Genomic DNA, 21,755 nt, shown 5'->3' on the forward strand with positions numbered 1-21,755 from the left:
GAGAGAGAAACATGAATGATCCACGAATTCAGAAGCTTGCGGCGAACCTGGTAGGGTATTCCGTAAACGTACAACCCGGCGAGAATGTGCTCGTCGAAATGATCGGCAGTGAAAGAGATTTAATCAAAGCAGTAGTGGAAGAAGTGGGCAAAGCCGGAGGCCGTGCATTTGTACAGCTGACGGATCGTACCGTTCTGCGCAGCATGCTTAAATATGCTACACCTGAAGGCATTCAGACCTGGGCAGAGATAGATCTGAACCGGATGAAGCAGATGGACTGCTATATCGGCATCCGTGCCGGTGAGAATGTCAATGATCTGGCTGATGTGCCGGAAGAGAACATGAAGCTCTACAATTCACTCTATTCCCACCCGGTACATAGCGAACAACGCGTCAAGCATACCAAATGGGTAGTATTGCGTTACCCTAATGCCAGTATGGCGCAGCTTGCCAATACAACAACCGAAGCTTTTGAAGACTTTTACTTTGCGGTCTGCAATCTGGATTATGCCAAAATGGACAAAGCCCAGGATTCGCTGGCTGAGCTTATGCGCAGAACGGACAAGGTGCGGATTGCCGGTCCCGGAACGGAGCTGACCTTCTCCATCAAAGGCATCGGCGCAGAGAAATGCTCCGGCCAGAAGAACATTCCCGACGGTGAAGTCTACAGCGCACCGGTGCGTGACTCTGTGAACGGGACAATCAGCTACAATGCGGCGACGCTCTATAACGGCGTGACTTTTGAGAATGTGAAGTTTACGTTTGAGAAAGGCAAAATCATCGAAGCCTCCAGCAATGACACGGTGCGGTTGAACGAGATACTCGATTCCGATGACGGCGCGCGCCATATCGGCGAATTCGCCATTGGCTTCAACCCGTATATTCTGCATCCGATGAAGGACATTCTATTCGATGAGAAGATCGCAGGCAGCCTGCACTTTACACCGGGCCAGGCTTATGATGTAACTGACAACGGCAACCGTTCGTCCATCCACTGGGATCTCGTGCTCATTCAGCGTCCGGAGTACGGCGGCGGAGAGATTTACTTTGACGATGTGCTCATCCGGAAGGACGGAATTTTTGTGTTGCCGGAGCTTGAAGGTCTGAATCCCGAGAATCTGAAATAAAATGTAAAACAAAGCTCTGAAATGCAAGCTTGCAAGCTTGTTTTCGAGAAACACCTTGCGTGAGTAAGCGGATTCAATGTATCATGGAATTGGTTACAAATGAACTTAAGTTTATAATCAAGTTGTGGAGGGATTCTCATGTCCAGTAACAATGCGGCAATCGTGGATATTGCACAAACAGCCAGCCAGTTTAATTCATCTATCGTTCTACAAGCGGACAACAAGTACATTGATGTTAAGAGTATCCTTGGTCTGTTCACTACTCTGGTATCCAGCCAAAGCTACGAGCTTCATGTACATGGCACAGATGCCGAGGAAGCCAAGAAAGCAATGAGCGAAGTATTTGCTAAGCACAATTTGAACTTTACAGTTGTAGCGGAGTAATCCATTATTTCCGAAGACGTCCGGCCTTGCGGCAGGGCGTTTTTGCTATGTGACCCGTAATATTTGTCCGTTCTTCACGAAACGTAAACTGAATTCTTGTATTAGGTCCTGATTTCGACTAATATTAAGTATAATAAGCAGTAGAAGCTGTAACTTTTGGACATAGGGGGGATAATGCATGACTTCATCGGATTTGCAGGAACAGCTTAATATTAAAGCAATCAATCTTCTACAAGAAGATGCCAATAAAATTGAGAAGCTTATCGAAGTGCAGATGGAGAATTTGGCGACTCGTTACTGCCCTCTCTATGAGGAAGTGCTGGATACCCAGATGTATGGTTTCTCCAGAGAGGTTGATTTTGCGGTCAGAGCCGGGCTGGTGCCTGAATTCACAGGCAAGCAGGTTCTAAGCAAGCTGGAACGCAACTTGGCTGTACTGTACGAAGCACTCAATAAGAAGGCTGAGGAGCGGGAGATGTAATTCCGGTCATTCATAAAAACGCACACGGGGACCCGGGAGGCCGCTCATGTGCGTTTTTTTTGTGCAGAGTTGTTATACCAGATAGAACGATACACCGAGAATCAGATATACCGTGAGCAGCAGCAGTCCTTCGTACCAGTTGGTTGAGCCGTCCTGAATAATCGACTTGGCGATAAATACCGATACAGCAATAGCTACAATCTCGATGGTAGTGAATACAATGGACATGGTGTTGCCCATGAAGTAGCTGGCAAAGATCAGCACCGGTGCAACGAACAGCGCAATCTGCAGACTGCTTCCAACGGCAATCTCTACCGCAGCGCCGATTTTGTTCTTCATGGCCAGCATAATGGCTGCACTGTGCTCGGCGGCATTACCGATGATTGCCACCAGGAATGCACCGACGAACAGCTCGCTAAAGCCGAAGCGTTCTGTTAGGGTCTCCAGGGTGCCGACCAGCCATTCGCTGACGAAAGCGACCATAACCGTAGCAAGTACCAGATAGAGGATCGAACGGTTTCTGGACCAGACCGGAGCATGCTCATTAGGCAGCTCTTCTGCACTGTCATCCGTTACATCCGCGAGATATTTCTTGTGCGTAATCATAGAGAAGACGAGCCAGGCCATGTACGCGGCAATCAGGAGGCCGGCGACGACAAGGCTGAGTACATCTGTATCCTTCTCTGTGATAGAGTGGGTGTTGAAGAACATGGCGGGAACGAACAAGGCGATGACGGCAACAATCATCAGCGATCCGTTCAGCCCGGCGAGCGTGACATTGAAGTTCTGAACCTTGAACTTCATGCCGCCGGCAAAAATACTGAGTCCCAGCACCAGCAGCAGGTTGCCGATGATCGAGCCGGTGAGACTGGCTTTGACCATGTCGAAAAGTCCTTCTTTGACCAGGAAGAAGGCGATGATCAGTTCGGCAGCATTGCCGAATGTAGCGTTAAGGAACCCTCCCAGCCGCTGACCGGCATAGTGAGCTACGCTCTCTGTCGCCCGGCCGAGGAAACCGGCCACGAAGATAACCGAGATAGCGGACAATACGAACTGCAGGGTATGGTCCCAGTCCGCATAATGTCCGATGGCGCTGAGGAGGAAGGTGATGACCAGCAGCGCCGGCGAAATCCATTTTTTCAAGGTAAAGCACACTCCAGTCTCTGTATGTAGGTTGAATTCATAATCAATATACCCAAATTGTTCCTGACTGTAAACGGGAATTCGAGAAAGTCATTTGCTTTTTAGCCTGTTTTCGAATTACAATAATTGATAATGAGTGTAGGGGGGATATGGCATGGCAGAACAACTTCAACTTGAAATGGGAAATATACGGATATCGAATGATGTTGTCTCGAAAATTGCCGGATTGGCAGCTTTGGAGACTCCCGGAATTGCAGCCATGTCTGGCGGTTTGTCTGAGGGCTGGGCGAAACGCCTGAGCGGCAAGAATGTGCAGAAGGGCGTTACTGTTGAAGTAGGCCAGTTGGAAGCGGCAGTGGATTTGCGCATTATTGTTCTCTATGAAACGCCGATTCACGAAGTGTGCCGGATGCTGCAGCAGAATGTCCGCGAGGCTGTGGAGAGCATGACAGGGCTTCATATCGTAGAGGTAAATGTTAAGGTTGAAGGCGTGGCCTTCAAGAACGATGAGATCTCGTAAGCGCTAACTGCTTAAGGAGCATAGCGGGTACACAAAAGGCAGTCCGGGGAGTTCATTCCGGACTGCCTTTTGTTATACCCTATTCAACCGGTCAGGATGCAGCCACTTAACGGGCACGCGTGCTGGCACGGCTATTCGCACGCACCTGTCTGACGGTAGTGACAGACTTGACGACTTCCTCTTTGGAGGGACGGTTGGTTTCCCTGGAGATGCTGAGCATAATCCCCATACAGAGCATGGTGACCAGCAGGGAAGAGCCGCCGTAGCTGATGAAGGGTAACGTAACTCCCGTAAGCGGAATAGTGTTGGTCACACCGCCTATATTGATAAAGGCCTGAATCGCAATCAGCCCCATCACACCTATGCCGACCAGTGTGCCGAAGGGGTCTGTACACCGCAGTGCGATCAGAATGCCTCTCCAGATGAAATACAGATAGAGCAATAGGAAGATAGAGGTTCCTACAAATCCGAGCTCTTCACCGATAATGGCAAAAATAAAATCCGTATAAGGGTACGGCAGATAGTGCAGCTTCTGGATGCTTTGACCGAAACCGGAGCCTTGTGTCCCGCCTTCACCTAAAGCGATCAGTGATTGCATAATATTATAGCCGCTGCCATCAGAGTTACTCTCGGGATCCAGAAAGGCTTCAATCCGGCCTTGTCTGTAATCCTGATTGGCCGCTGCCTTCTCGGTCGGCGGTGACAGGGAGTCGATGGCAGTCTTCGCTCCCATGACCAGTGCGACACCCAGCACCAGCAAGCTGATCGAACCAAGAATATGCTTCATGCTTGCGCCGCCGGCATAGATAACAAGTCCGCTGGTAGCCACGAGAATCAGACAGGAGCCCAGATCCGGCTGCATCATGATCAGTCCGGCCACAATGCCGACGATGATCATTACAGGGATATATCCGGTTCGAAGATCCCGCAGGCGTTCGCCTTTTTTGGTTATGAGTGCAGACAGGTACAGGATGATGGAGATCTTGGCCAGCTCGGTAGGCTGGATGCCTAATCCGCCAATATTCATCCAGCTCTTGGCTCCGTTAATTCTCTCGGTGGTGGCCACGAACAGCAGTAGCACCAGGGTGATGACGAAGATCGGAGCGTACCATTTCTTGAACTTGCTGTAGTGGATATTCATCACCGTGAACATGACGAAGCTTCCCAGCACGGCCCAGACCAGCTGGCGTTTCACGAAATAAAAAGCGTCATAGCTGAATTTCTCACTGGCCAGAGTCAAGCTGGAGCTGGCGCTGAACACCATGACCAGTCCGAAGCCGACAAGCAGCAACGTGAGAATGAGCAATTGGAAATCGGGCGTTCCTCTTTTGGGCAGGCTGGCTTTGGAGGCTATCTTTCCCTTCGCGGTACTCAAGCTTCCAGCAGCTCTTTCAGTTGATGAATATGCTTCGTTGCCGTATCCAGCACCGGTTGAGGCACAGGAGATTCATACTCCAGACCATGGGGGAAAGTGGCTTTGCCCAAGTAGACGGCTTCAATGGCCAGTATGGCATCCGCCTTTTCCAGCTTCCCTTCCACAGCGCGGGTGTTGATCCGCAGGAAGTACTCGCCGCCGTTCTGGCGGTCTTCTATCTTGCAGTCGTATGTAGCGCGGTAGTATTCCCACTGCCAGCGGATAAACCCGGCTTTGGTTGCGCTCTCGTCCAGATAAAGAAGGTCACTCTTCAATCCTTCGAGGCCCGTGTTCTCAAATATCATAGCGCACAACTCCCCTGTTATGAAGTATAATGAAACATTTGTAATTAAAATTTGCGATGTTCCTCCTCATGATAGTATGTTTCACGGGGTTGTGCAAGGTAGAGCGGGCCTATTGATACCTACTTTTTTGTGTTTCTGCTACAATAAAAGATATATGGCATGCTGCGGCCGGTCTTTACATAGAAGAGTCAGACTGCAGGCTTGTCCGAAGTATGCTGCCGGAGAAGGGAATGGAGAATTATGGAGAGGTTAACGGTAGAGGACCTGCTGCCGGAGATGGTGAAATGGCGCCGCCATTTACACCGCCATCCGGAGCTGTCTTATCAGGAGAAGGAGACATCCGCCTATGTCGGGGCAAGACTGTCCGAACTGGGGATTGAAGTTAGAAGAAGCGGGTCCGGCTACGGGCTGACAGGTATACTTACAGGGGCATTGCCCGGCAGAACGGTTGTTCTGCGCGCAGATATGGATGCCCTGGCGATTACTGAAGAGAATGGGCGGGAGTATGCTTCGCAGAATCCCGGGGTTATGCATGCTTGCGGTCATGACGGGCATACGGCTATGCTGCTGGCTGCGGCTGCCTATTACAGCGCACGCCGTGAAGAAATCCGTGGCGAGATCCGTTTCCTGTTCCAGCCGGCGGAAGAGGTCTGTCCGGGCGGTGCAATGGGGATGATCGCAGAAGGGGTGCTGGAAGGTGCAGATGCCGTCTATGGGCTGCATCTGTGGACGCCGTTTCCGCTAGGAACCGTGGGCAGCGCGCCAGGCCCGCTGATGGCTTCTGCCGATGAATTTTTCATCGATATTATCGGCAAGGGCGGCCACGGCGGCATGCCGCACCGTACGGTGGACAGCATTGTGGCAGGGGCGGCTCTTGTCACCCAGCTGCAGAGCATAGTCAGCCGGACTGTAGATCCGCTGCGTCCTGCAGTGGTCAGCGTAGGAACGATTCAAGGCGGATCTGCCCAGAATATTATTGCCGAGCGCTGCCGGATTACCGGGACTGTGCGCGCGTTCGATGAAGAGACGCGCTATCTGATCCGCCGCAGAATCGAGGAAATGACAGCTTCCATCGCAGCAGCGTATGGGGCAGAGGCGACTGTAGATTATCTGATGGGGTACCCGCCGCTGGTGAACGATGAAGAGGAGTTTAACCGCTTTTACCGTGTCGCCCCGGAAGCGCTGGGTGAAGGCGCTAATGTAATTCTGATGGAGAAAATTATGCCGGCAGAAGACTTCTCGTATTATGTTAAGGAAATTCCCGGCTGCTTCATCTTTGTGGGTGCAGGCAATCCGGACAAGGATGCTGTCTATCCGCATCATCACAGCAAATTTGACATTGACGAGGATGCCATGCTCTATGGGGCGAAGCTTCTGGTAGCTATGGCCGATTCCTGCCTAAATGAACAATAATGTATTTGTATAATATTTGACGCTTGAGGTAAAACTACTCACAAATGGCATGGTGACATGGCAGACAGGAGGGTTCATTCTTGAAGACAGTCAAGGAAGTAATGACCGCCGATCCGGCTTCGGTCACGCTGCTCGATAATATCTATGAGGTTGCCGTCAAAATGAGAGATTACGGGACGGGCTTCATTCCTGTAGTAGATTCGGCCGACGGGGCAACGCTGCTGGGTGTAATCACGGACCGTGATCTTGTACTCCGGGGTTACGCGGACAAGCATCCCGGTTCCACAGCCGTTGAAACCGTCATGAGCCGGGAGATTATCTCCATTTCGGAGACGGCTTCTGTTGATGAGGCTGCGGAACTGATGGCTTCAAGGCAAATCCGCCGTATTCCGGTGACCCGTGACAAGAAGCTGATCGGAATTGTGTCGCTTGGCGACTTGGCGGTGAAAAGGATTTATGCGGATGAGGCATCAGAGGCGTTAAGCGGAATCTCCCAGCGGCAGCTGCATTAAATAGGGTTATGGAAAGCTCATGTCCGTTACGCGGAGGTGGGCTTTTTCAAAATTGAAATTAATATGTGAAAAGCCCCACGTTGTGGGGTTATTTTGTGCTACCTGTCTATGGGATGATCCAATTCCTGCTGTATTAAAGCTTACACACTATAGATCACAAGGAGGGATACTATGAACACTGATGGAACGGGTGCGTGCATTACCAGAGACGACCGGACCGTTCTGCTGGAATGCGGCCATCCCGGTTATGAGGAGGCCAGGGCGGTCCTGGCTGAATTTGCCGAGCTTGTCAAAAGCCCTCCGGTCTATCATACCTACCGGATAACACCGTTGTCCCTGTGGAATGCAGCGGCTGGTGGCCAGGAGGCAGAGGCGGTTATTGCTAAGCTCCGCAGGCTGTCACGCTGGGGAATTCCCTCAGGACTTGAGGGTGAAATCAGGCAGCTGATGTCCCGGTACGGAAGATTGCAGCTGCGCACGCATGTAACGGATCCGCTGCTCATGACGCTCTCGGCTGATCAGGCCGGACTGCTGGATGAACTGGAGGACAGCCTGATTCTGAAAGAACTGGGCTGGTATAGGGCAGGGCCGTTGCACAGCTATTGTCCGAAGAGCAACAGGGGGCTGCTCAAGCAGGAATTAACAGGACTTGGATATCCGGTACTTGATTATGCCGGTTTCCGGGATGGACAGGAGCTGAAGCTTGCCTGGATAGAGGAAGCAGGCAAGGGCGACGGAATTACCGGGGAAGCTTTCGGGCTCCGGGATTATCAGAGGGATGCCGTCAGGAAGTTCCAGGGGATTGGGGGCATCGGCGGCAGCGGTGTTGTTGTTCTGCCTTGCGGAGCGGGCAAAACGGTAGTAGGGATTGCAGTCCTGGAGCATCTGCAGTGTGAAACGCTGATTCTTACCTCCAGTACCACCTCGGTGGAGCAGTGGCGGGGTGAGCTGCTGCAGCGGACGACCCTGAGCGCGGATGAAGTAGGGGAATATACCGGTGAGAAGCGGGAGGTACGGCCTGTCACGGTCGCCACCTATCAGATTCTGACCCACCGTACAGCCAAGGGAGGACCGTTTGTCCACATGAATCTGTTCAATGAGCGGAACTGGGGGCTCATCATTTATGACGAGGTCCATCTGCTCCCGGCTCCTGTCTTCAGGGCTACGGCAGACATTCAGGCTACGCGCCGGCTGGGTCTTACAGCAACACTGGTCCGGGAGGACGGCCGGGAAGGTGATGTGTTCTCCCTGATCGGGCCCAAATGTTACGATCTGCCCTGGAAGGTGCTGGAGAGACAGGGGTGGATTGCGGCAGTGGATTGTACAGAAGTGATTGTCCCGATGGATGAGCGGCTGCGGCAGCAATATATCTATGCCGGGGCGAAAGAACAGTTCCGCCTAGCGGCCGGCAATCAGGCTAAGGCTGCAGCCGCGGCATCGATTGCTGCGGCACATGCCGGGGCGGCGATCTTGGTGATCGGCCAGTACCTGGACCAGCTGGAGCAGCTGGCGGAGACTCTGGGCGCGCCGCTTATTACCGGCAAAACTACACAGAAGGAACGGAGCGCATTGTATGCCGCCTTCAACGAAGGGCGGCTGCCCCTGCTGGTCGTCTCGAAGGTGGCTAATTTTGCCGTTAATCTGCCGGATGCCTCGGTGGCGATTGAGGTATCCGGAGCCTTCGGCTCGCGGCAGGAGGAGGCTCAGCGGCTGGGGCGTATTTTGCGGCCAAAGCCGGGCGACAACAAGGCGTATTTCTATACGCTGGTCTCGGGGGACAGCAGGGAGCAGGAATTCGCCTTGCGGCGCAGGATGTTCTTAACCGAGCAAGGCTACGATTACGCAGTCAGAATGCTGGAATCCGCGGAGGAGGCTATTCTATGATGAGGCAGAAGCCTGATGCAGATGTGCAGAAGCTGACGCCGGAAGCGCAGGCAGTACTCCAGGCGATATATGCGGAACATGCAGCCAGCCCTTGTGCGGCGGATAGCATTGAACGGCTGCGGCCGGCATTCCTGTGCCGCGCTGAGCAGGAGCTCGCGCTGAACGAGCTGCTCACGGCAGGAATGCTGGAGCTGCGCCAGAAAATGTGGGGAGAGAAGCTGTATCAGATCCCGCAGCAGAGGTTCCCCCGGATCGGGCGTAGCTTCTGGCCTGCCCGTCCGCAGAGTCTTGGAGAAACAGATGTACAGGCCCAGCTTGCTACCTGCACGGGTCTGGCTGCCGAGCTGTTCCGGGGGCTGTTATTTACAGCGCGGGAGGGCTTGCCGCTGACAGCCAAGGGACTTATACACAAGAAGCAGCTTGGCTTGCTCGCAGGCCAGCTGTCGGTGCAGGAGGAGCATCTGGCTGGACTTAAGCTGAACCAGGACAGTCCTGAGCTTTACCCGCTTTCGGTAACGGTTATCGTAGATTTGATGGTTGTTCTGGGTCTGATCAGCCGCAGCAGCAGCGGATATTTAATAGATATAACGAAGCTGCAGTGCTGGCTGGCGCTGACCGAGCAGGAGATGACCGATATGCTATACCGCATAGTAATCAACCGATACGGCTCTCCGAAGCCTGATGAACAGCATTTCAGGCATGTGATCTCCACAGCTGAATTCCCCTCGGGAGAATGGTTTGCCGTGCCGCCTCTTCTAGATTGGATGATACAGAGCGGCCTAACCAAGGTGCAGTCGGATGCCGGGCCGGACGCTTCGGAGCTTCATGCGTCCGCCATTGCCTGGCTCCGCTGCCTGGTAGGCTTCGGATGGTGTGACCTGGGTTATTCAGCCAAGGGAGAGCTCTGCTTCCGGTGGAAGGCAGTGAAGCCGCAACTGGACGGAGCTTCGGCAGGTACAATAGAACCGGAGATAAGTAGAGAAGATTCAGAAATAGTGAAAGCGAAGGAATCTCAACCAGATGAAGTTTGCGGCGGAGTTGCTGTATCAGAAGGCTGGCCAGAACATGGGCAGGAGGAGCAGGAGCAGGAGCAGGAGCAGGATCAGGAGGAGCAGGATCAGGAGGAGATACGTTCCGGCTGCTCATTGAAGTCAGGGGAGACTGGCGCGGACTGGGGTTTATCCGCAGAATCCGCTGTACCTGCGGCCTGCAGGTTCATTGTCCAGCCGGATTTCGAGGTGCTGGTTCCGCCTGAAGTTCCTTATGCCATCCGCTGGACCCTGGCAGGATACGCCGAGCTGCTGCATAATCAGGACCTCTGGAGCTTCCGGCTGACCCGTGAAATGCTGGAGTCCGCAGCGGAGCTGGGCTGTCCTCCCGGGAATGCCATTGCTTGGCTTACCGCGCATGCTCAGGGGGGGCTGCCGGAGCAAGTGGAGCTGTCGCTGCGGCAGTGGGCTAAGGGAATCGGGCGGACATCATTGTATGAGGTTATTCTGCTGTCCTGTGCAGGTGAACAGGACAGCGGAGATATTGCTGCCCATCCCCGGCTGCAGGATAGTCTGACCCGGATTGGCCCGCTCCACTTCATCGTTCGCCCGGAATCTGTCGGCCAGCTGCGCAAGGAGCTGGCTGCAGCCGGGCTGGCTCCGCCCAGAATCATCGGCGGCCGGGAGCAGGCCTTGCAGCCGCACAACCCGTTCGGACCTTTTGAACGGTCCGCTGCAACGCTCCGTTATGAGCTTCCTTCTCCTGCCGGGGAACGGGGACTGATTGATGCTGCTCCGTATCCGAAGCTCCTGCCGCTGGCGGGGACAGCGCAGGATCAGGAGCTGCTTCCGGGTGAAGATGCCGTTCCGCAAATGTGGTTCAACCACTGGAGGCAATACCATGTGACCACTGCGCAGAAGGTGATGGAGCAGGCGCTGGGCTGGGGAATCAAGGTTAGAATTTCCGTGCAGGGCCAAACAGCAGACTTCATTCCGGAGCAAATAAGCGGCCGCCCGTGGAGAGTACGTGGGAATCTGCTGCGTTCAGGTTCAGGGACTGTAGAGCAGATTCAGCTTGCTGCCGAAGACTGGCAGGAAATGAAGCTGCTGCATCCGGTCAAACAGAGAAATTCCTCTTCTTCTGGAGCAACCGGATATGTTATGATAAGGTAGTCTACCGTTTGCGGTAGAACATTAATGCAGAAAAGAGTTGAAGTTCATGAGCGTAGCGGAATTAAATACGGTCGATATGGCCGAAGTGCTGACATACGCCTATGAATTAGGCGATATGATTAACCAATCCGCCGAAGTGTCGGATTACTTATACTGGAAAGGGCGGGTCGATCAGAGCCCCGAAATCCAGGCCATGGTCAAACGGCTGCAGAGCAAGAAGGAGCTGTTTGAGGAGACACAGCGGTTTGGACATTTTCACCCGAACTATCATTCGGCCAAGGATGAGGTTGAGTTAGTAGAGCGGGAGATGGAACAGTTCGAAGAGGTTGTCCGCTTCAAGAATGCGGAGAAGACGCTGGATGATATTCTTCACTCCATGTCTGAAGCAATCGCCTTCTCGGTATCGGACAGCATCAAGGTTCCGAGCAATGACCCGTCCCCCAAAGGCGGATGCGGCAGCGGAGGCAAATGCTCTTGCGGATAAGCTGGCCGTATGGAGAATAGAGAAAGAAAGGCGGATGAGCTTATGTTTGCGGAACGGACAGGTTATATCGTTTGGGTTAGCGACGTCAAGGCAGCGCGTAACCTGGAGAAATACGGAACACTGCACTATGTTTCCCGAAAAATGCACTATGCGGTAATGTATGTGAACGCGGAACGCGCCGAGGAAGTTATGAAGAATGTCCGCAGACTTTCCTACGTGCGCAAGATTGAGCGTTCCTACCGCAATGAACTCAAGACTGAATACACCAGCAATGGACCGGACAAGTCCCGTTATTACGGTTTGTAAATTCAAATATAGTTATATTGGACAGGCGCCGCTGGCGTCTGTTTTTTTGAATTTAATGTATTTCTTGATCACTTAAACAATGCTCCAGCGATAGGGAAGACGAGCCGGATGTATGCGAAAACAATCATGTCTTCCAAGGCACAACTCCAGCATGAAAATGAGCAGCGTGCGTTTATCGCAGGTTGTGCCATCCCATACTTTTAGTACCATGGTGAACACTACGCTACGGTTAATGGTGGTTTACCCCTGTGCGAAAACTGTAAGGATCGAACTCTGTGTACAACTCCTTGCTAGCTTCAAATCGCCCGTTTGGAGAACTGCGAACAGAAAAATGGTTAAGCTCGAGTTCATCCTCACCATGGAATTTAGGTTGGAGCTGATGATATGGAAGTCATGTATTCACGATGCGCCGGAATGGACGTCCATCAAGAAACCATCGTAGTATGCGTCCTCACGCCCGGTGAAGAGGATCAAGTCGAGAAGGAAACACGTACGTTTGGCACGATGACGAAACATTTGTTTGAGCTCTTAAAATGGCTTGAACACAAGGCGGTCACCCATATTGCCATGGAAAGCACGGGGGTGTATTGGAAGCCGGTGTATAACATCTTAGAAGGTTACTTTGATGTTACGGTGGCTAATGCACAACGAATCAAGAATGTCCCGGGCCGGAAAACGGATGTATGCGATGCCGAATGGATTGCGAAATTGCTTCGTGTAGGATTAATCGAGCGGAGTTTCATTCCTTCCGAGGATGTGCGGGAACTCCGTGATTTATGCCGGCTTCGTAAGAAACGCCTGGGCCAACTCACGGCGGAAAAGAATCGTATCCAGAAATACCTCGAATGCTCGAATGTGAAATTGGGAACGGTGGTTTCGGATGTATTTGGGGTGTCCGGCCGGAACCTGCTGGAAACCTTGATTACGAAAGGCTATGTCGATGCGGAGGATGTGGAGGAAAGTGTAAAAGGCAAACTTCGAAGCAAGAAGGAAGCCATTAGAGACTCCATGCTCGGCACGATCACTCGCCACCAAATGGATTTGATCCGCGACTGCTGGGACCACATCGAATACCTGGAGAAGTCGCTCAGCCAGTTAGAAGAAAAAATCGATGCTCATCTAGAACCGTACCGGGAAGAATACGAGCTGCTTCAGACGATCCCCGGGGTGAGCGAGGCCACAGCAGCTGTTCTTATTGCAGAGATTGGAGTCAATATGGATCAATTTCCATCGTCCGATCATCTCTCTTCATGGGCAGGGTTGGCCCCCGGTAACCACGAAAGCGCTGGTAAAAAAAAAGTACAAAGAGCTTAAAAGGAAATTCACATACAAAAGTAGCATTATGCGAAGCGGCTTGGGCAATCGCTCGTACAAGAAACAACGGTTTATCCACAAAATTTTGGAAGATCGCCTCTCGGCGGGGAAAGAAGAAAGCTTGCATTGCGATGGCACGAACGATACTGGTCATAGCCTATAGCATGCTAAAAAACAAACAAGCTTACCTCGAAGGCGGACCCCAAAAACGAGCAAGTTAATTCGTGTTACCAACTCATTGATCGTCTAAACACGGACTCATGGAAATGGAGATCCCGGGCATTGTATTGCCCAAAAACAGAAATTCGTTCATTCGCCTGGTTACCTTTATTTTCACAGAAAAACCGAATACAATGTGGGGTACGAATACCTTGGAATCAGCCGGTAGTGGGATGTGGATGACATTATGCAGGGGAATGTTAATTAAATTGACAGCTAACCGCCGGTGACTTACTATATCCTCAAGGAAAGCAAGCTGATCGCGCTGGGACTATCTGCAATAGATCTATACAATGAATACAACACAATAAATACAACACAACGAGTACAACAGAGGGCACAGACGTAATAGGTACGCATGGCAGAGCGATGCAAGGCTGATAAGGCGTCTTTTTTTATATCATGGCACTGCGGCAGGCGGGAGGGAATGGTATAGAACCGAAGCGCGAAATTACCAGTGTCGGAATTGATATTGGAACGAGTACGACTAAAATAGTCTTCAGCAGACTTACGGTCGGACGGAGATATGGTGTGTCCATGCTGCCGCAATATCAAATCACGGAGCGGAATATTATATATGAGAGCCCAATGCATCTAACACCGCTGATAGGCGAATCGCAAATTGATCTTCCGGCATTACAGCGGATTCTGTCGGCAGAGTACCGCAGTGCGGCACTGAAGCCTGAGGAGGTAGATACAGGGGCTGTCATTATTACTGGAGAAACGGCGGTAAGATCGAACGCGAATTCCATCCTCCATCAGCTGGCGGGAGAGTCGGGAGAGTTCGTGGTTGCCCAGGCGGGCGGGGATCTGGAGGCTGTCCTTGCAGGCAAAGGCGCTGGAGCGGAGGCTTATTCGCGAAGAGCGGCGGGGACGATAGTCAATGTGGATATCGGAGGTGGCACAGCAAACGCGGCATATTTCAACAGCGGAAGCATTATAGGAACCTTGAACTTTCATATCGGCGGCCGGCTGATTATGCTGGATAAGGCTGGAACCGTAGCGAAAATATATCCCGCAGCCCGGCAATGGCTGAACCGGGAAGGGCTGTGGCTGCAAGAGGGGGAGCAGACGGATTGGCCTGTGCTGCAGGAGATCACCCGGAGATGGAGTGAACTGCTGCTGGAGAACCTGCTTAAGGGCAGTGATCCGCAAGCCTGTCCATTAATTTATGGTCACCCGGACCTTCCGGTTGCATTTGCAAGAGAGGCTACAGTTACGGAGCTCTGGATCTCCGGGGGTGTGGGTGCATTAATGGAGCAGGCCGCTCCCCGCAATATCGCGGAGACTGCAAGGTATGGGGATATCGGGCCACTGCTCGCTCATGCCATTATAAAGGCGTCCGAACACTACCCGGTGAAGCTACAGGTCGCTCCAGGCGCGCAGCGGGCTACAGTGATTGGTGCCGGTGTTCATACCCTGCAGCTCAGCGGTTCAACGGTTTATGCAGACCCCAACCTGCTGCCTCTGCGGAATATTCCCGTTGTAGAGCTGGTCTGGCCCGTACAGGTCCAGGACGGTGAGCAGCCGGATGAGATATTGGCCTCTATACAAGCCGCTTTTGCTGCGGGAGCCATAAGGCACGGTTCAAATGAACCGGAAGAAATGCAGTTTGCAATCGCCATCCCCGAAATGAACTCCTGCTCCTATTCTGTGTTACGCCGGATTGCTGAAGCAGTGACCGGGTGCTCCCGGAAGTATAAGCTGAAGCTTTGCATCCTGATCTGTGAGAATGACATTGCCAAAGCTTTGGGCAATTGTATCTATCTGCTATCCCAAGGCGGGCAAGCCTGCGTCTGTCTGGACCAGATTTCAGTGGCACATGGCGATTATATTGACATTGGAATCCCGGTGGACGGGGATTATATACCGGTTGCCGTCAAGACCCTGGTCTTTAGTTCAACGAATTAGGCGGAAAGGAATGAAGCGCGATGAAACTGACCGTCTCTTTGCTTGGCCAAAGCTACCGGTTTCATGATCTGAAGGAGCTGTTTGCCAAGGCAAATGAAGAAAAGTCCGGGGACCAGCTTGCCGGAATTGCTGCAGCGGACGACCGCGAACGGATGGCAGCCAAGCTTGTGCTGGCCGGCTTGACGCTGGCGGATATCCGCAGCCACCCGCTGCTGCCTCCAGAGACTGACGAGGTATCCAGAGTGATCGAAGAGGGAGTGGATGAAGCGGTCTACGAAACGATCCGCAGCTGGACGGTTGGAGAGCTGAGGGAACAGCTGCTCGCTGCCTCTGAGACTAAGGTGCGCCGGATCGGCAGAGGCCTGAATAGTGAGATGGCCGCTGCGGCTGCCAAGCTGATGTCCAATCTGGATCTGATCCAGGCCGCGGCCAAGTGTGAAGTGATTACCCGCTGCAATACTACGCTGGGAGAACGCGGGCGGCTCGGGAGCCGGGCCCAGCCCAATCATCCTACGGATGATCCGCTGGGGATGAAGGCTTCCGTCTATGAAGCATTGAGCTACGGCATCGGGGATGCGGTAATCGGTATCAATCCGGTCATTGATACAACAGAGAATATTATCCGCCTCTTCCATGAAACCAAAGAGGTCATTCACAGATGGGGCATACCAACGCAGAACAGTGTGCTTGCTCATGTGACCACCCAGATGAGAGCCATATCCAAGGGGGCTCCGGCGGATCTGATCTTCCAGAGTCTTGCCGGTACACAGAGCGGCAACCAATCCTTCGGGATTGATCTGCGGTTACTGCAGGAGGCGGATCAGCTGATCCGGGAGTCCGGCACGGCCAGCGGGGAGAACCGCTGGTATTTCGAGACGGGGCAAGGGTCTGAGCTGTCAGCGGGCGGTCATCACGGTGTGGACCAGCTTACACTGGAATCCCGCTGCTATGGAATGGCCAAAGCGTTCAAGCCGTTTCTGGTGAACACCGTCGTCGGTTTTATCGGACCCGAATACCTGTATGACAGCAAGCAGGTAATCCGGGCCGGGCTTGAGGATCATTTCATGGGCAAGATCCAGGGACTCCCAATGGGTGTGGATGTCTGTTATACGAACCACATGAAGGCAGACCAGAATGACATGGATAACTTAGCTGTCCTCCTGGCAGCAGCGGGTGTGAACTTCTTCATCGGAGTTCCAATGGCGGATGACTGCATGCTGAATTACCAGTCGACCAGCTTTCATGATATTGCTACTGTACGGGAGCTGCTGCGTCTGCAGCCGGGGGCAGAGTTCTCGGCTTGGGCGGACAAAATGGGCATCCTGAAGAATGGCCGACTGACTGCACTTGCCGGGGATCCCACATTATTCATTTAAACAGCGAAGGAGGGGCAAGCATGGCATTCTACGATCCGGAGGGAATGGAAAGATTGCGTAAGGCTACACCGGCGCGGATCGGCACAGGCCGGGCAGGAACACGGCCGACGACCCGTGAGCAGCTGCAGCTGCGCCTGGATCATGCGGCTGCAGTCGATTCAGTATACGGCAGCGTCAGCAGCACGTTGCTGGATGAGCTGGAGCTGTTTGCGGTTGACTCAGAGGTGACGGACAAGGAGCTGTACCTGAAACGGCCGGATCTGGGCCGGCAGCTGCCGGAGAGCAGTATCCGGCAGCTGCGGGAGCGCTGTATCCAGGCTCCCCAGGTGCAGATTGTGGTGTCGGACGGACTAAGTGCCGATGCCATTGACAGCAACCTGCGGGATATCTATCCGGCGCTGCTGGACTCTCTGTCGGTTCACGGTCTGGCTGCGGGGACGCCGTTTTTTGTACGGAAGGCCAGGGTCGGCTGTATGAATGCTATTGGCGATATTCTGGAGCCCGAAGTGATTGTAATGCTGATCGGAGAACGCCCGGGACTGATCACCTCCCGGTCTATGAGTGCTTATCTTGGCTACAGGCCGCGTTCCGGAATGACAGATTCCCAGCGGATGGTCCTGTCCAACATTCATCAGGGAGGTACTCCTCCGGTAGAGGCCGGCGCCCATCTGGGCAGCCTGATTGCCAGGATGCTGGAGCTCAGAATGAGCGGAGTCGGCCTGGAGCTGTAACTGAGGCTTTAATTCTAACGCATCCTAATTAAGTCTGATGCTCTTGTGTGTTTCTAACTTAACCTCATTCCGCAATTGCGGGCCTGAGGTTATTTGCTGTACCTGGAAATATCCTGAATATGTTCCGGTTAGTACAACAGTTCATTTAATGCAGTAATTTGTGTATTCAGTTTCAAATGGGTATTCAGTGATAGCTGTATTCTGTACTGTTAAACACAGCGAAAAGATGTGCGTGCATCTTATAACTGTATTCTGTACAACTAAATCTGCGAGAATCGGTGGAAGCCTTCTGCTACAGTCACTTTAATTGCACGAAATACAACTAAACGGAGAGGTGGTTGAAAATCAGAAGATTTAGTTGTGAAAAGTGCAATTATGCATACCGGATACTCTTAGGCATATACCATAACCGGGTCATTCCAGACCCTCAGCAGGCGGTTTGCCCATGTGTTTTTCACTAGTGTGAATCTAACGTTATACCAGTCCGGGCCTGTTCTAAATTACTGCCGGAAACCGATGACTGCCCCCCCATAGTTTATACCTGCTTAATACTTCCGGACTATGCTGGAGAGAGTGACAAAATTCACGAAGAAAACATACAGGTGATAAAATGAATAAATCAGGGACTCTGTCCCGCAAGCTGGCGGCACTGCCGCAATACCTCCAGCATCTGAGCGGAAGATTAAGGGAAGAAGCCAGGGAGCTGGGGAGATTATCCATGCTGCTTGATATTATGGATAAGGAAATGCTGGATACATACTTTCAGCCGATTCTGCATCTGCGGAGCGGGACAACGATCGGACATGAAGTACTGAACCGGCCGCCCAGCTCCCCGCAGTTTCCGAGCACCGAGCATTTCTATGATTTTGCCGGAAGGACAGAGCAGATGTTCAGATTCGAGCAGTATTGCCGGAGAATGTCCTTGTCCCGTTATATGGAGAGGCTGCCTGGGGCGGAGGCTGCGGGTGATAAACTGGTATTTATTAATGTGCATCCGGGAGTGCTGAATGATTCCCGCCACAAAAGCGGTGAAACTCTTACCCTCCTGAAGGAGCTGGGACTTGCGCCGGAGCGTGTGGTGTTTGAGCTGACGGAACGTCAGGCGGTGCAGGATTATATCGGATTCGAGAAAGTGCTGTCCCATTATCGTGAACAGGGCTTCCGCATTGCCGTTGACGATGCCGGTTCCGGTTATAATAGCCTCAAGACGCTAGTCTACCTGAAACCGGAGTTCATTAAGCTGGACAAGTCGCTGATTCGCGGAATTCACAGCAGCAGGGAACAGCAGGAGCTGCTGGAGCTAGTCAGGGAATACGCGGACCGCTCGTCCACCCGGGTGATTGCCGAAGGCATCGAGACGGCGCAGGAGCTGCTTTTTTTACAGAAGGCGGGAGTGGAGTTTGGTCAAGGTTATGCGCTTGGAAGACCGGCCCATCTGCCTGAACATGGAGGATTCCCTACTTCGGCACAGCCGTTTCCAGTAAGAGGAGGGTATAGGCATGTTTCTTCAAATTGGTGAAATCGCCGAACAGATTCCGGAAATTACGATTCATCACAAATGCGAGTTTGTAGATCAGATTTTCAAAAAGAATCCACAGCTCCAAGGCGTCGCAGTAACTGAGAATGGCTATACGGTAGCGCTCATCATGAGAATCCGTTTTTATCAGCAGATCGGTACGCTGTACGGTTATACGCTGTATATGGGCAGATCCGTGGAGCTGGTGATGGATAAAAATCCGCTTGTGGTGGATTATAAGACGCCGATCATTGATGTGAGCAGGCTGGCTATGGCCAGGAACGATGAGAATCTGTACGACTATGTGATCGTCACCCACGGGAACGCATTGTTCGGAGCGGTGAGTGTGCGGGATCTGCTGCTTAATTTTGCAGAAATTCAGGCGGTGGCGGCCAGCTTTCTGAACCCGTTAACAGGACTGCCGGGCAATGTCAGTATTACGGAGTGGATGGTTAGATCGCTGCTGCAGGAGCAGTTCAGTGTTCTTTACATTGATCTGGATCATTTTAAGGCCTACAACGATACATACGGGTTTAAGGAAGGCGACCGGATGATTCAGGCTACGGCGGAGCTTCTGAAGCATGAGGCGCTGCGTCTGGACGGTTTTCTGGGACATATCGGCGGGGATGACTTTATTATTTTCATCAGCCATTACCAATATGAGGAGTGCTGCAGGAGCATCATCAGGGCGTTCGATATGGTGGTAAAAGATTTCTATCATGCAGAGCATCTGGCCCAGCAGTTTGTGCTGACCGAGAGCCGTTCAGGACGGATGGAGGAAATTCCGCTGGTCTCGATCTCCATCGCCGTTGTAACCACCCGCAGCCGCAGATTCGCTTCGGTCGAGGACCTGTCCGAAGAGGCGGCCCGCTTCAAAAAAAGCTGCAAAATGATCAAAGGCAGCAGCTATGTTGATGACAGCGATATCAGCCTTCACAAGAACGGATACTAAGACTATCGCCTCTATGCTTGACGGAGAGGGCGGTATGCTTGAACAACAGACATCAATGCGGTAAGATTGACAACAATAAGAGCATGCCAAGACCCTTTTACGTGGAGTGTGATGACAATGCATGGCAAGGGGATGGAATGGTGGGGGGCGTATGAGCCCTTCCATATCGTGCTGAATGACTACGGGATTGCCGATATCGTGCTTACCCAGCATGCGAAGAGCCGCTATGCGGACCGTGTCGCAGAGGAGGATGACGGGAACGGCGAAGTGACGGCATGGATCTGGCAATGCTTGAAGCAGAACAGGGTGAGACCCTATTCGCTCAGTGAGTATAATGCCTATCTGATCGACGGTGATACGGTGATTGTGGTCGATTTCAGGCAGCTTGAGGGCGTGACTTCGCTCGCTGGTGAGCCGCTGTACGTCATGGTGATAGTGTCGTTTCTAGGCCGGATTTCGGCGACTCCCCAGCTGCGGGATCTCAAGAAGTACTATTCGTGGCTGCGCCACTCCCGCCGCATGAAGCTGATGAAGAAGCGCCGCAGACGCAAATAGAAGGGATGTAAGTCAAGGAAGGCATGCGGCTTAAGGCTGCGTGCCCTTTTTTTGAAGAATAGGCGTTCACCCGAAGCAAATCGCCACTTTGTGTGGTTATTTTGAAAAGGAGTCAGAAAAGCATGAACTTTCACCAGCTACATATTTTTTATACCGTATCCGAACGGGGCAGCTTCTCGGCGGCGGCACTGACGCTGCATATGACACAGCCTGCAGTGACAATGCAGATTCAGGCGCTGGAGGATTATCTCGGGGCCAAGCTGTTTGACCGGTCGACTAAGAAAATAATGCTCTCCGAAGCCGGCCGAACGCTGATGCCGTTCGCGCTGCGCAGTATGCAGCTAATGCGGGAGACGGATCAGGCGATGTCAGCCTTCACCCATATGCTGGAGGGGCGGCTGCAGCTGGGTGCGAGCCTGACCATCGGTGAATATGTGCTTCCGCGTCTGCTCGGTCCCTTCGGCAGGGAATACCCGAACATCTCAATCATGATGAAGGTGATGAATACCACGCAGATTATGGAGGAGATTAACAAACACCAGCTGAACTTCGGGCTGATCGAAGCGCCGGTATCCCATCCGGATATGGTCATCGAGCCGGTCATGGGCGATGAGCTCAAGCTGATCGTTCCGCAGGGTCATCCGCTGGCGGAGCTGTCTGAAGTTACCCTGAGTGATGCGCTCGGTTATCCGTTCGTGCTGCGTGAGCAGGGCTCAGGGACACGGAGGGTGATGGAAGAGCAACTGGTAGCGAAGGGACTTGATCCCGGTGACATGCGGATTGTGATGGAGCTGGGCAGTACAGGTGCAGTGAAGTCGGCTGTGGAGGCAGGGCTTGGAATAACGATTATTTCAACATCATCGGTTAAGCATGAGGTAGCGCTCGGACTGCTGAAGATTGTTAATCTCACAGATGCCTCATTCAAACGGCAGTTCTACGCGATTCATCTGAAGTCAACACTGCTGCCGATTTCGGCCGTGACATTCCTGACCTTCCTGCGCCAGCATGCAGACGGGCAATAGCTCATAAGAACGGCTAAGGCGTCT

At 52.7% G+C, this 21,755-nt stretch carries 20 protein-coding genes and 1 pseudogene; 18 read left to right on the plus strand and 3 right to left on the minus strand.

The window, feature by feature from the left end; translation table 11 throughout:
* The first annotated feature begins 11 nt into the window (after positions 1-11).
* The 3 genes from R50912_RS14125 to R50912_RS14135 all read left to right on the plus strand — a co-directional run bounded on the left by R50912_RS14125 (position 12) and on the right by R50912_RS14135 (position 1,992).
* Positions 12-1,127 (plus strand): aminopeptidase, encoded by a 1,116-nt coding sequence (locus R50912_RS14125; RefSeq protein WP_042235709.1) that lies wholly within the window; start codon positions 12-14, stop codon positions 1,125-1,127.
* Positions 1,128-1,265: 138 nt separating this feature from the next.
* Positions 1,266-1,511, plus strand: a complete 246-nt coding sequence (locus tag R50912_RS14130; protein ID WP_042136544.1) for an HPr family phosphocarrier protein — start codon at positions 1,266-1,268, stop codon at positions 1,509-1,511.
* A gap of 178 nt (positions 1,512-1,689) precedes the next feature.
* Positions 1,690-1,992 (plus strand): Fpa/YlaN family protein, encoded by a 303-nt coding sequence (locus R50912_RS14135; RefSeq protein WP_039297956.1) that lies wholly within the window; start codon positions 1,690-1,692, stop codon positions 1,990-1,992.
* Between the two features lie 72 nt (positions 1,993-2,064).
* Here R50912_RS14135 and cax read toward each other — a convergent pair whose 3' ends face one another.
* Positions 2,065-3,135: a calcium/proton exchanger gene (cax, locus tag R50912_RS14140; protein WP_042235710.1), complete on the minus strand. Its 1,071-nt coding sequence runs from the start codon at positions 3,133-3,135 to the stop codon at positions 2,065-2,067.
* 154 nt (positions 3,136-3,289) lie between these two features.
* Here cax and R50912_RS14145 point away from each other — a divergent pair, with 154 nt between their 5' ends.
* Positions 3,290-3,655, plus strand: a complete 366-nt coding sequence (locus R50912_RS14145) for an Asp23/Gls24 family envelope stress response protein (protein WP_019911482.1) — start codon at positions 3,290-3,292, stop codon at positions 3,653-3,655.
* A gap of 106 nt (positions 3,656-3,761) precedes the next feature.
* On the opposite strand, the gene ftsW is transcribed toward R50912_RS14145, so the two are convergent.
* Entirely contained in the window at positions 3,762-5,030 is a 1,269-nt protein-coding gene (gene ftsW, locus R50912_RS14150; RefSeq protein ID WP_081956498.1) for a putative lipid II flippase FtsW, read from the minus strand.
* Complete coding sequence (locus R50912_RS14155) at positions 5,027-5,374, minus strand: YugN family protein (RefSeq protein WP_042212854.1); 348 nt, start codon at positions 5,372-5,374, stop codon at positions 5,027-5,029. Before R50912_RS14155 ends, ftsW begins: the two co-directional genes overlap by 4 nt.
* A 240-nt stretch (positions 5,375-5,614) precedes the next feature.
* On the opposite strand from R50912_RS14155, the gene R50912_RS14160 reads away from it, so the two are divergent.
* From R50912_RS14160 to R50912_RS14225, 14 genes and pseudogenes are all read left to right on the plus strand, one after another.
* On the plus strand, positions 5,615-6,787 hold the full coding sequence (locus tag R50912_RS14160; protein ID WP_042235714.1) for a M20 family metallopeptidase: 1,173 nt from the start codon (positions 5,615-5,617) through the stop codon (positions 6,785-6,787).
* An 80-nt stretch (positions 6,788-6,867) separates the two neighbouring features.
* On the plus strand, positions 6,868-7,299 hold the full coding sequence (locus R50912_RS14165; RefSeq protein ID WP_042235716.1) for a CBS domain-containing protein: 432 nt from the start codon (positions 6,868-6,870) through the stop codon (positions 7,297-7,299).
* Positions 7,300-7,470: 171 nt separating this feature from the next.
* Positions 7,471-9,183, plus strand: a complete 1,713-nt coding sequence (locus tag R50912_RS14170; RefSeq protein ID WP_042235718.1) for a DNA repair helicase XPB — start codon at positions 7,471-7,473, stop codon at positions 9,181-9,183.
* On the plus strand, positions 9,180-11,345 hold the full coding sequence (locus tag R50912_RS14175) for a helicase-associated domain-containing protein (protein WP_042235720.1): 2,166 nt from the start codon (positions 9,180-9,182) through the stop codon (positions 11,343-11,345). Before R50912_RS14170 ends, R50912_RS14175 begins: the two co-directional genes overlap by 4 nt.
* 46 nt (positions 11,346-11,391) lie before the next feature.
* Entirely contained in the window at positions 11,392-11,829 is a 438-nt protein-coding gene (locus tag R50912_RS14180; RefSeq protein ID WP_042235721.1) for a YlbF/YmcA family competence regulator, read from the plus strand.
* A gap of 42 nt (positions 11,830-11,871) precedes the next feature.
* Positions 11,872-12,135: a YlbG family protein gene (locus R50912_RS14185; RefSeq protein ID WP_020432997.1), complete on the plus strand. Its 264-nt coding sequence runs from the start codon at positions 11,872-11,874 to the stop codon at positions 12,133-12,135.
* Between the two features lie 384 nt (positions 12,136-12,519).
* A pseudogene (locus tag R50912_RS14190) lies at positions 12,520-13,670 on the plus strand (IS110 family transposase).
* Between the two features lie 400 nt (positions 13,671-14,070).
* Complete coding sequence (locus R50912_RS14195) at positions 14,071-15,579, plus strand: ethanolamine ammonia-lyase reactivating factor EutA (protein ID WP_042235722.1); 1,509 nt, start codon at positions 14,071-14,073, stop codon at positions 15,577-15,579.
* Positions 15,580-15,599: 20 nt separating this feature from the next.
* Positions 15,600-16,955 (plus strand): ethanolamine ammonia-lyase subunit EutB, encoded by a 1,356-nt coding sequence (locus R50912_RS14200; protein ID WP_042235723.1) that lies wholly within the window; start codon positions 15,600-15,602, stop codon positions 16,953-16,955.
* A gap of 20 nt (positions 16,956-16,975) precedes the next feature.
* Entirely contained in the window at positions 16,976-17,686 is a 711-nt protein-coding gene (gene eutC / locus R50912_RS14205) for an ethanolamine ammonia-lyase subunit EutC (protein ID WP_042235724.1), read from the plus strand.
* Positions 17,687-18,296: 610 nt separating this feature from the next.
* The gene (locus tag R50912_RS14210) at positions 18,297-19,205 is read left to right on the plus strand and encodes an EAL domain-containing protein (RefSeq protein ID WP_042235727.1); all 909 of its coding nucleotides are present in this window, start codon (positions 18,297-18,299) and stop codon (positions 19,203-19,205) included.
* Positions 19,186-20,154, plus strand: a complete 969-nt coding sequence (locus R50912_RS14215) for a GGDEF domain-containing protein (RefSeq protein WP_042235730.1) — start codon at positions 19,186-19,188, stop codon at positions 20,152-20,154. The genes R50912_RS14210 and R50912_RS14215 overlap by 20 nt, the downstream gene beginning before the upstream one ends.
* A gap of 117 nt (positions 20,155-20,271) precedes the next feature.
* Positions 20,272-20,709 carry a hypothetical protein gene (locus tag R50912_RS14220; protein ID WP_042235732.1) on the plus strand — a complete coding sequence of 146 codons (438 nt, stop codon included), beginning with the start codon at positions 20,272-20,274 and terminating at the stop codon, positions 20,707-20,709.
* Positions 20,710-20,831: 122 nt separating this feature from the next.
* Positions 20,832-21,731: a selenium metabolism-associated LysR family transcriptional regulator gene (locus R50912_RS14225; protein ID WP_042235734.1), complete on the plus strand. Its 900-nt coding sequence runs from the start codon at positions 20,832-20,834 to the stop codon at positions 21,729-21,731.
* Positions 21,732-21,755: the final 24 nt, after the last annotated feature.

Origin of the sequence: Paenibacillus sp. FSL R5-0912 (assembly GCF_000758605.1) — a bacterium.
In the GTDB taxonomy this organism is placed as follows: Bacteria; Bacillota; Bacilli; order Paenibacillales; family Paenibacillaceae; genus Paenibacillus_AQ.

Bases quoted from the DNA above. Each gene is read 5' to 3' on its own strand.
- R50912_RS14125 (WP_042235709.1), top strand. From the start codon at position 12: ATGAATGATCCACGAATTCAGAAGCTTGCGGCGAACCTGGTAGGGTAT.
- R50912_RS14130 (WP_042136544.1), top strand. From the start codon at position 1,266: ATGTCCAGTAACAATGCGGCAATCGTGGATATTGCACAAACAGCCAGC.
- R50912_RS14135 (WP_039297956.1), top strand. From the start codon at position 1,690: ATGACTTCATCGGATTTGCAGGAACAGCTTAATATTAAAGCAATCAAT.
- R50912_RS14145 (WP_019911482.1), top strand. From the start codon at position 3,290: ATGGCAGAACAACTTCAACTTGAAATGGGAAATATACGGATATCGAAT.
- R50912_RS14155 (WP_042212854.1), bottom strand. From the start codon at position 5,374: ATGATATTTGAGAACACGGGCCTCGAAGGATTGAAGAGTGACCTTCTT.
- R50912_RS14160 (WP_042235714.1), top strand. From the start codon at position 5,615: ATGGAGAGGTTAACGGTAGAGGACCTGCTGCCGGAGATGGTGAAATGG.
- R50912_RS14170 (WP_042235718.1), top strand. From the start codon at position 7,471: ATGAACACTGATGGAACGGGTGCGTGCATTACCAGAGACGACCGGACC.
- R50912_RS14175 (WP_042235720.1), top strand. From the start codon at position 9,180: ATGATGAGGCAGAAGCCTGATGCAGATGTGCAGAAGCTGACGCCGGAA.
- R50912_RS14180 (WP_042235721.1), top strand. From the start codon at position 11,392: ATGAGCGTAGCGGAATTAAATACGGTCGATATGGCCGAAGTGCTGACA.
- R50912_RS14185 (WP_020432997.1), top strand. From the start codon at position 11,872: ATGTTTGCGGAACGGACAGGTTATATCGTTTGGGTTAGCGACGTCAAG.
- R50912_RS14195 (WP_042235722.1), top strand. From the start codon at position 14,071: ATGGCACTGCGGCAGGCGGGAGGGAATGGTATAGAACCGAAGCGCGAA.
- R50912_RS14200 (WP_042235723.1), top strand. From the start codon at position 15,600: ATGAAACTGACCGTCTCTTTGCTTGGCCAAAGCTACCGGTTTCATGAT.
- eutC (WP_042235724.1), top strand. From the start codon at position 16,976: ATGGCATTCTACGATCCGGAGGGAATGGAAAGATTGCGTAAGGCTACA.
- R50912_RS14210 (WP_042235727.1), top strand. From the start codon at position 18,297: ATGAATAAATCAGGGACTCTGTCCCGCAAGCTGGCGGCACTGCCGCAA.
- R50912_RS14215 (WP_042235730.1), top strand. From the start codon at position 19,186: ATGTTTCTTCAAATTGGTGAAATCGCCGAACAGATTCCGGAAATTACG.
- R50912_RS14220 (WP_042235732.1), top strand. From the start codon at position 20,272: ATGCATGGCAAGGGGATGGAATGGTGGGGGGCGTATGAGCCCTTCCAT.
- R50912_RS14225 (WP_042235734.1), top strand. From the start codon at position 20,832: ATGAACTTTCACCAGCTACATATTTTTTATACCGTATCCGAACGGGGC.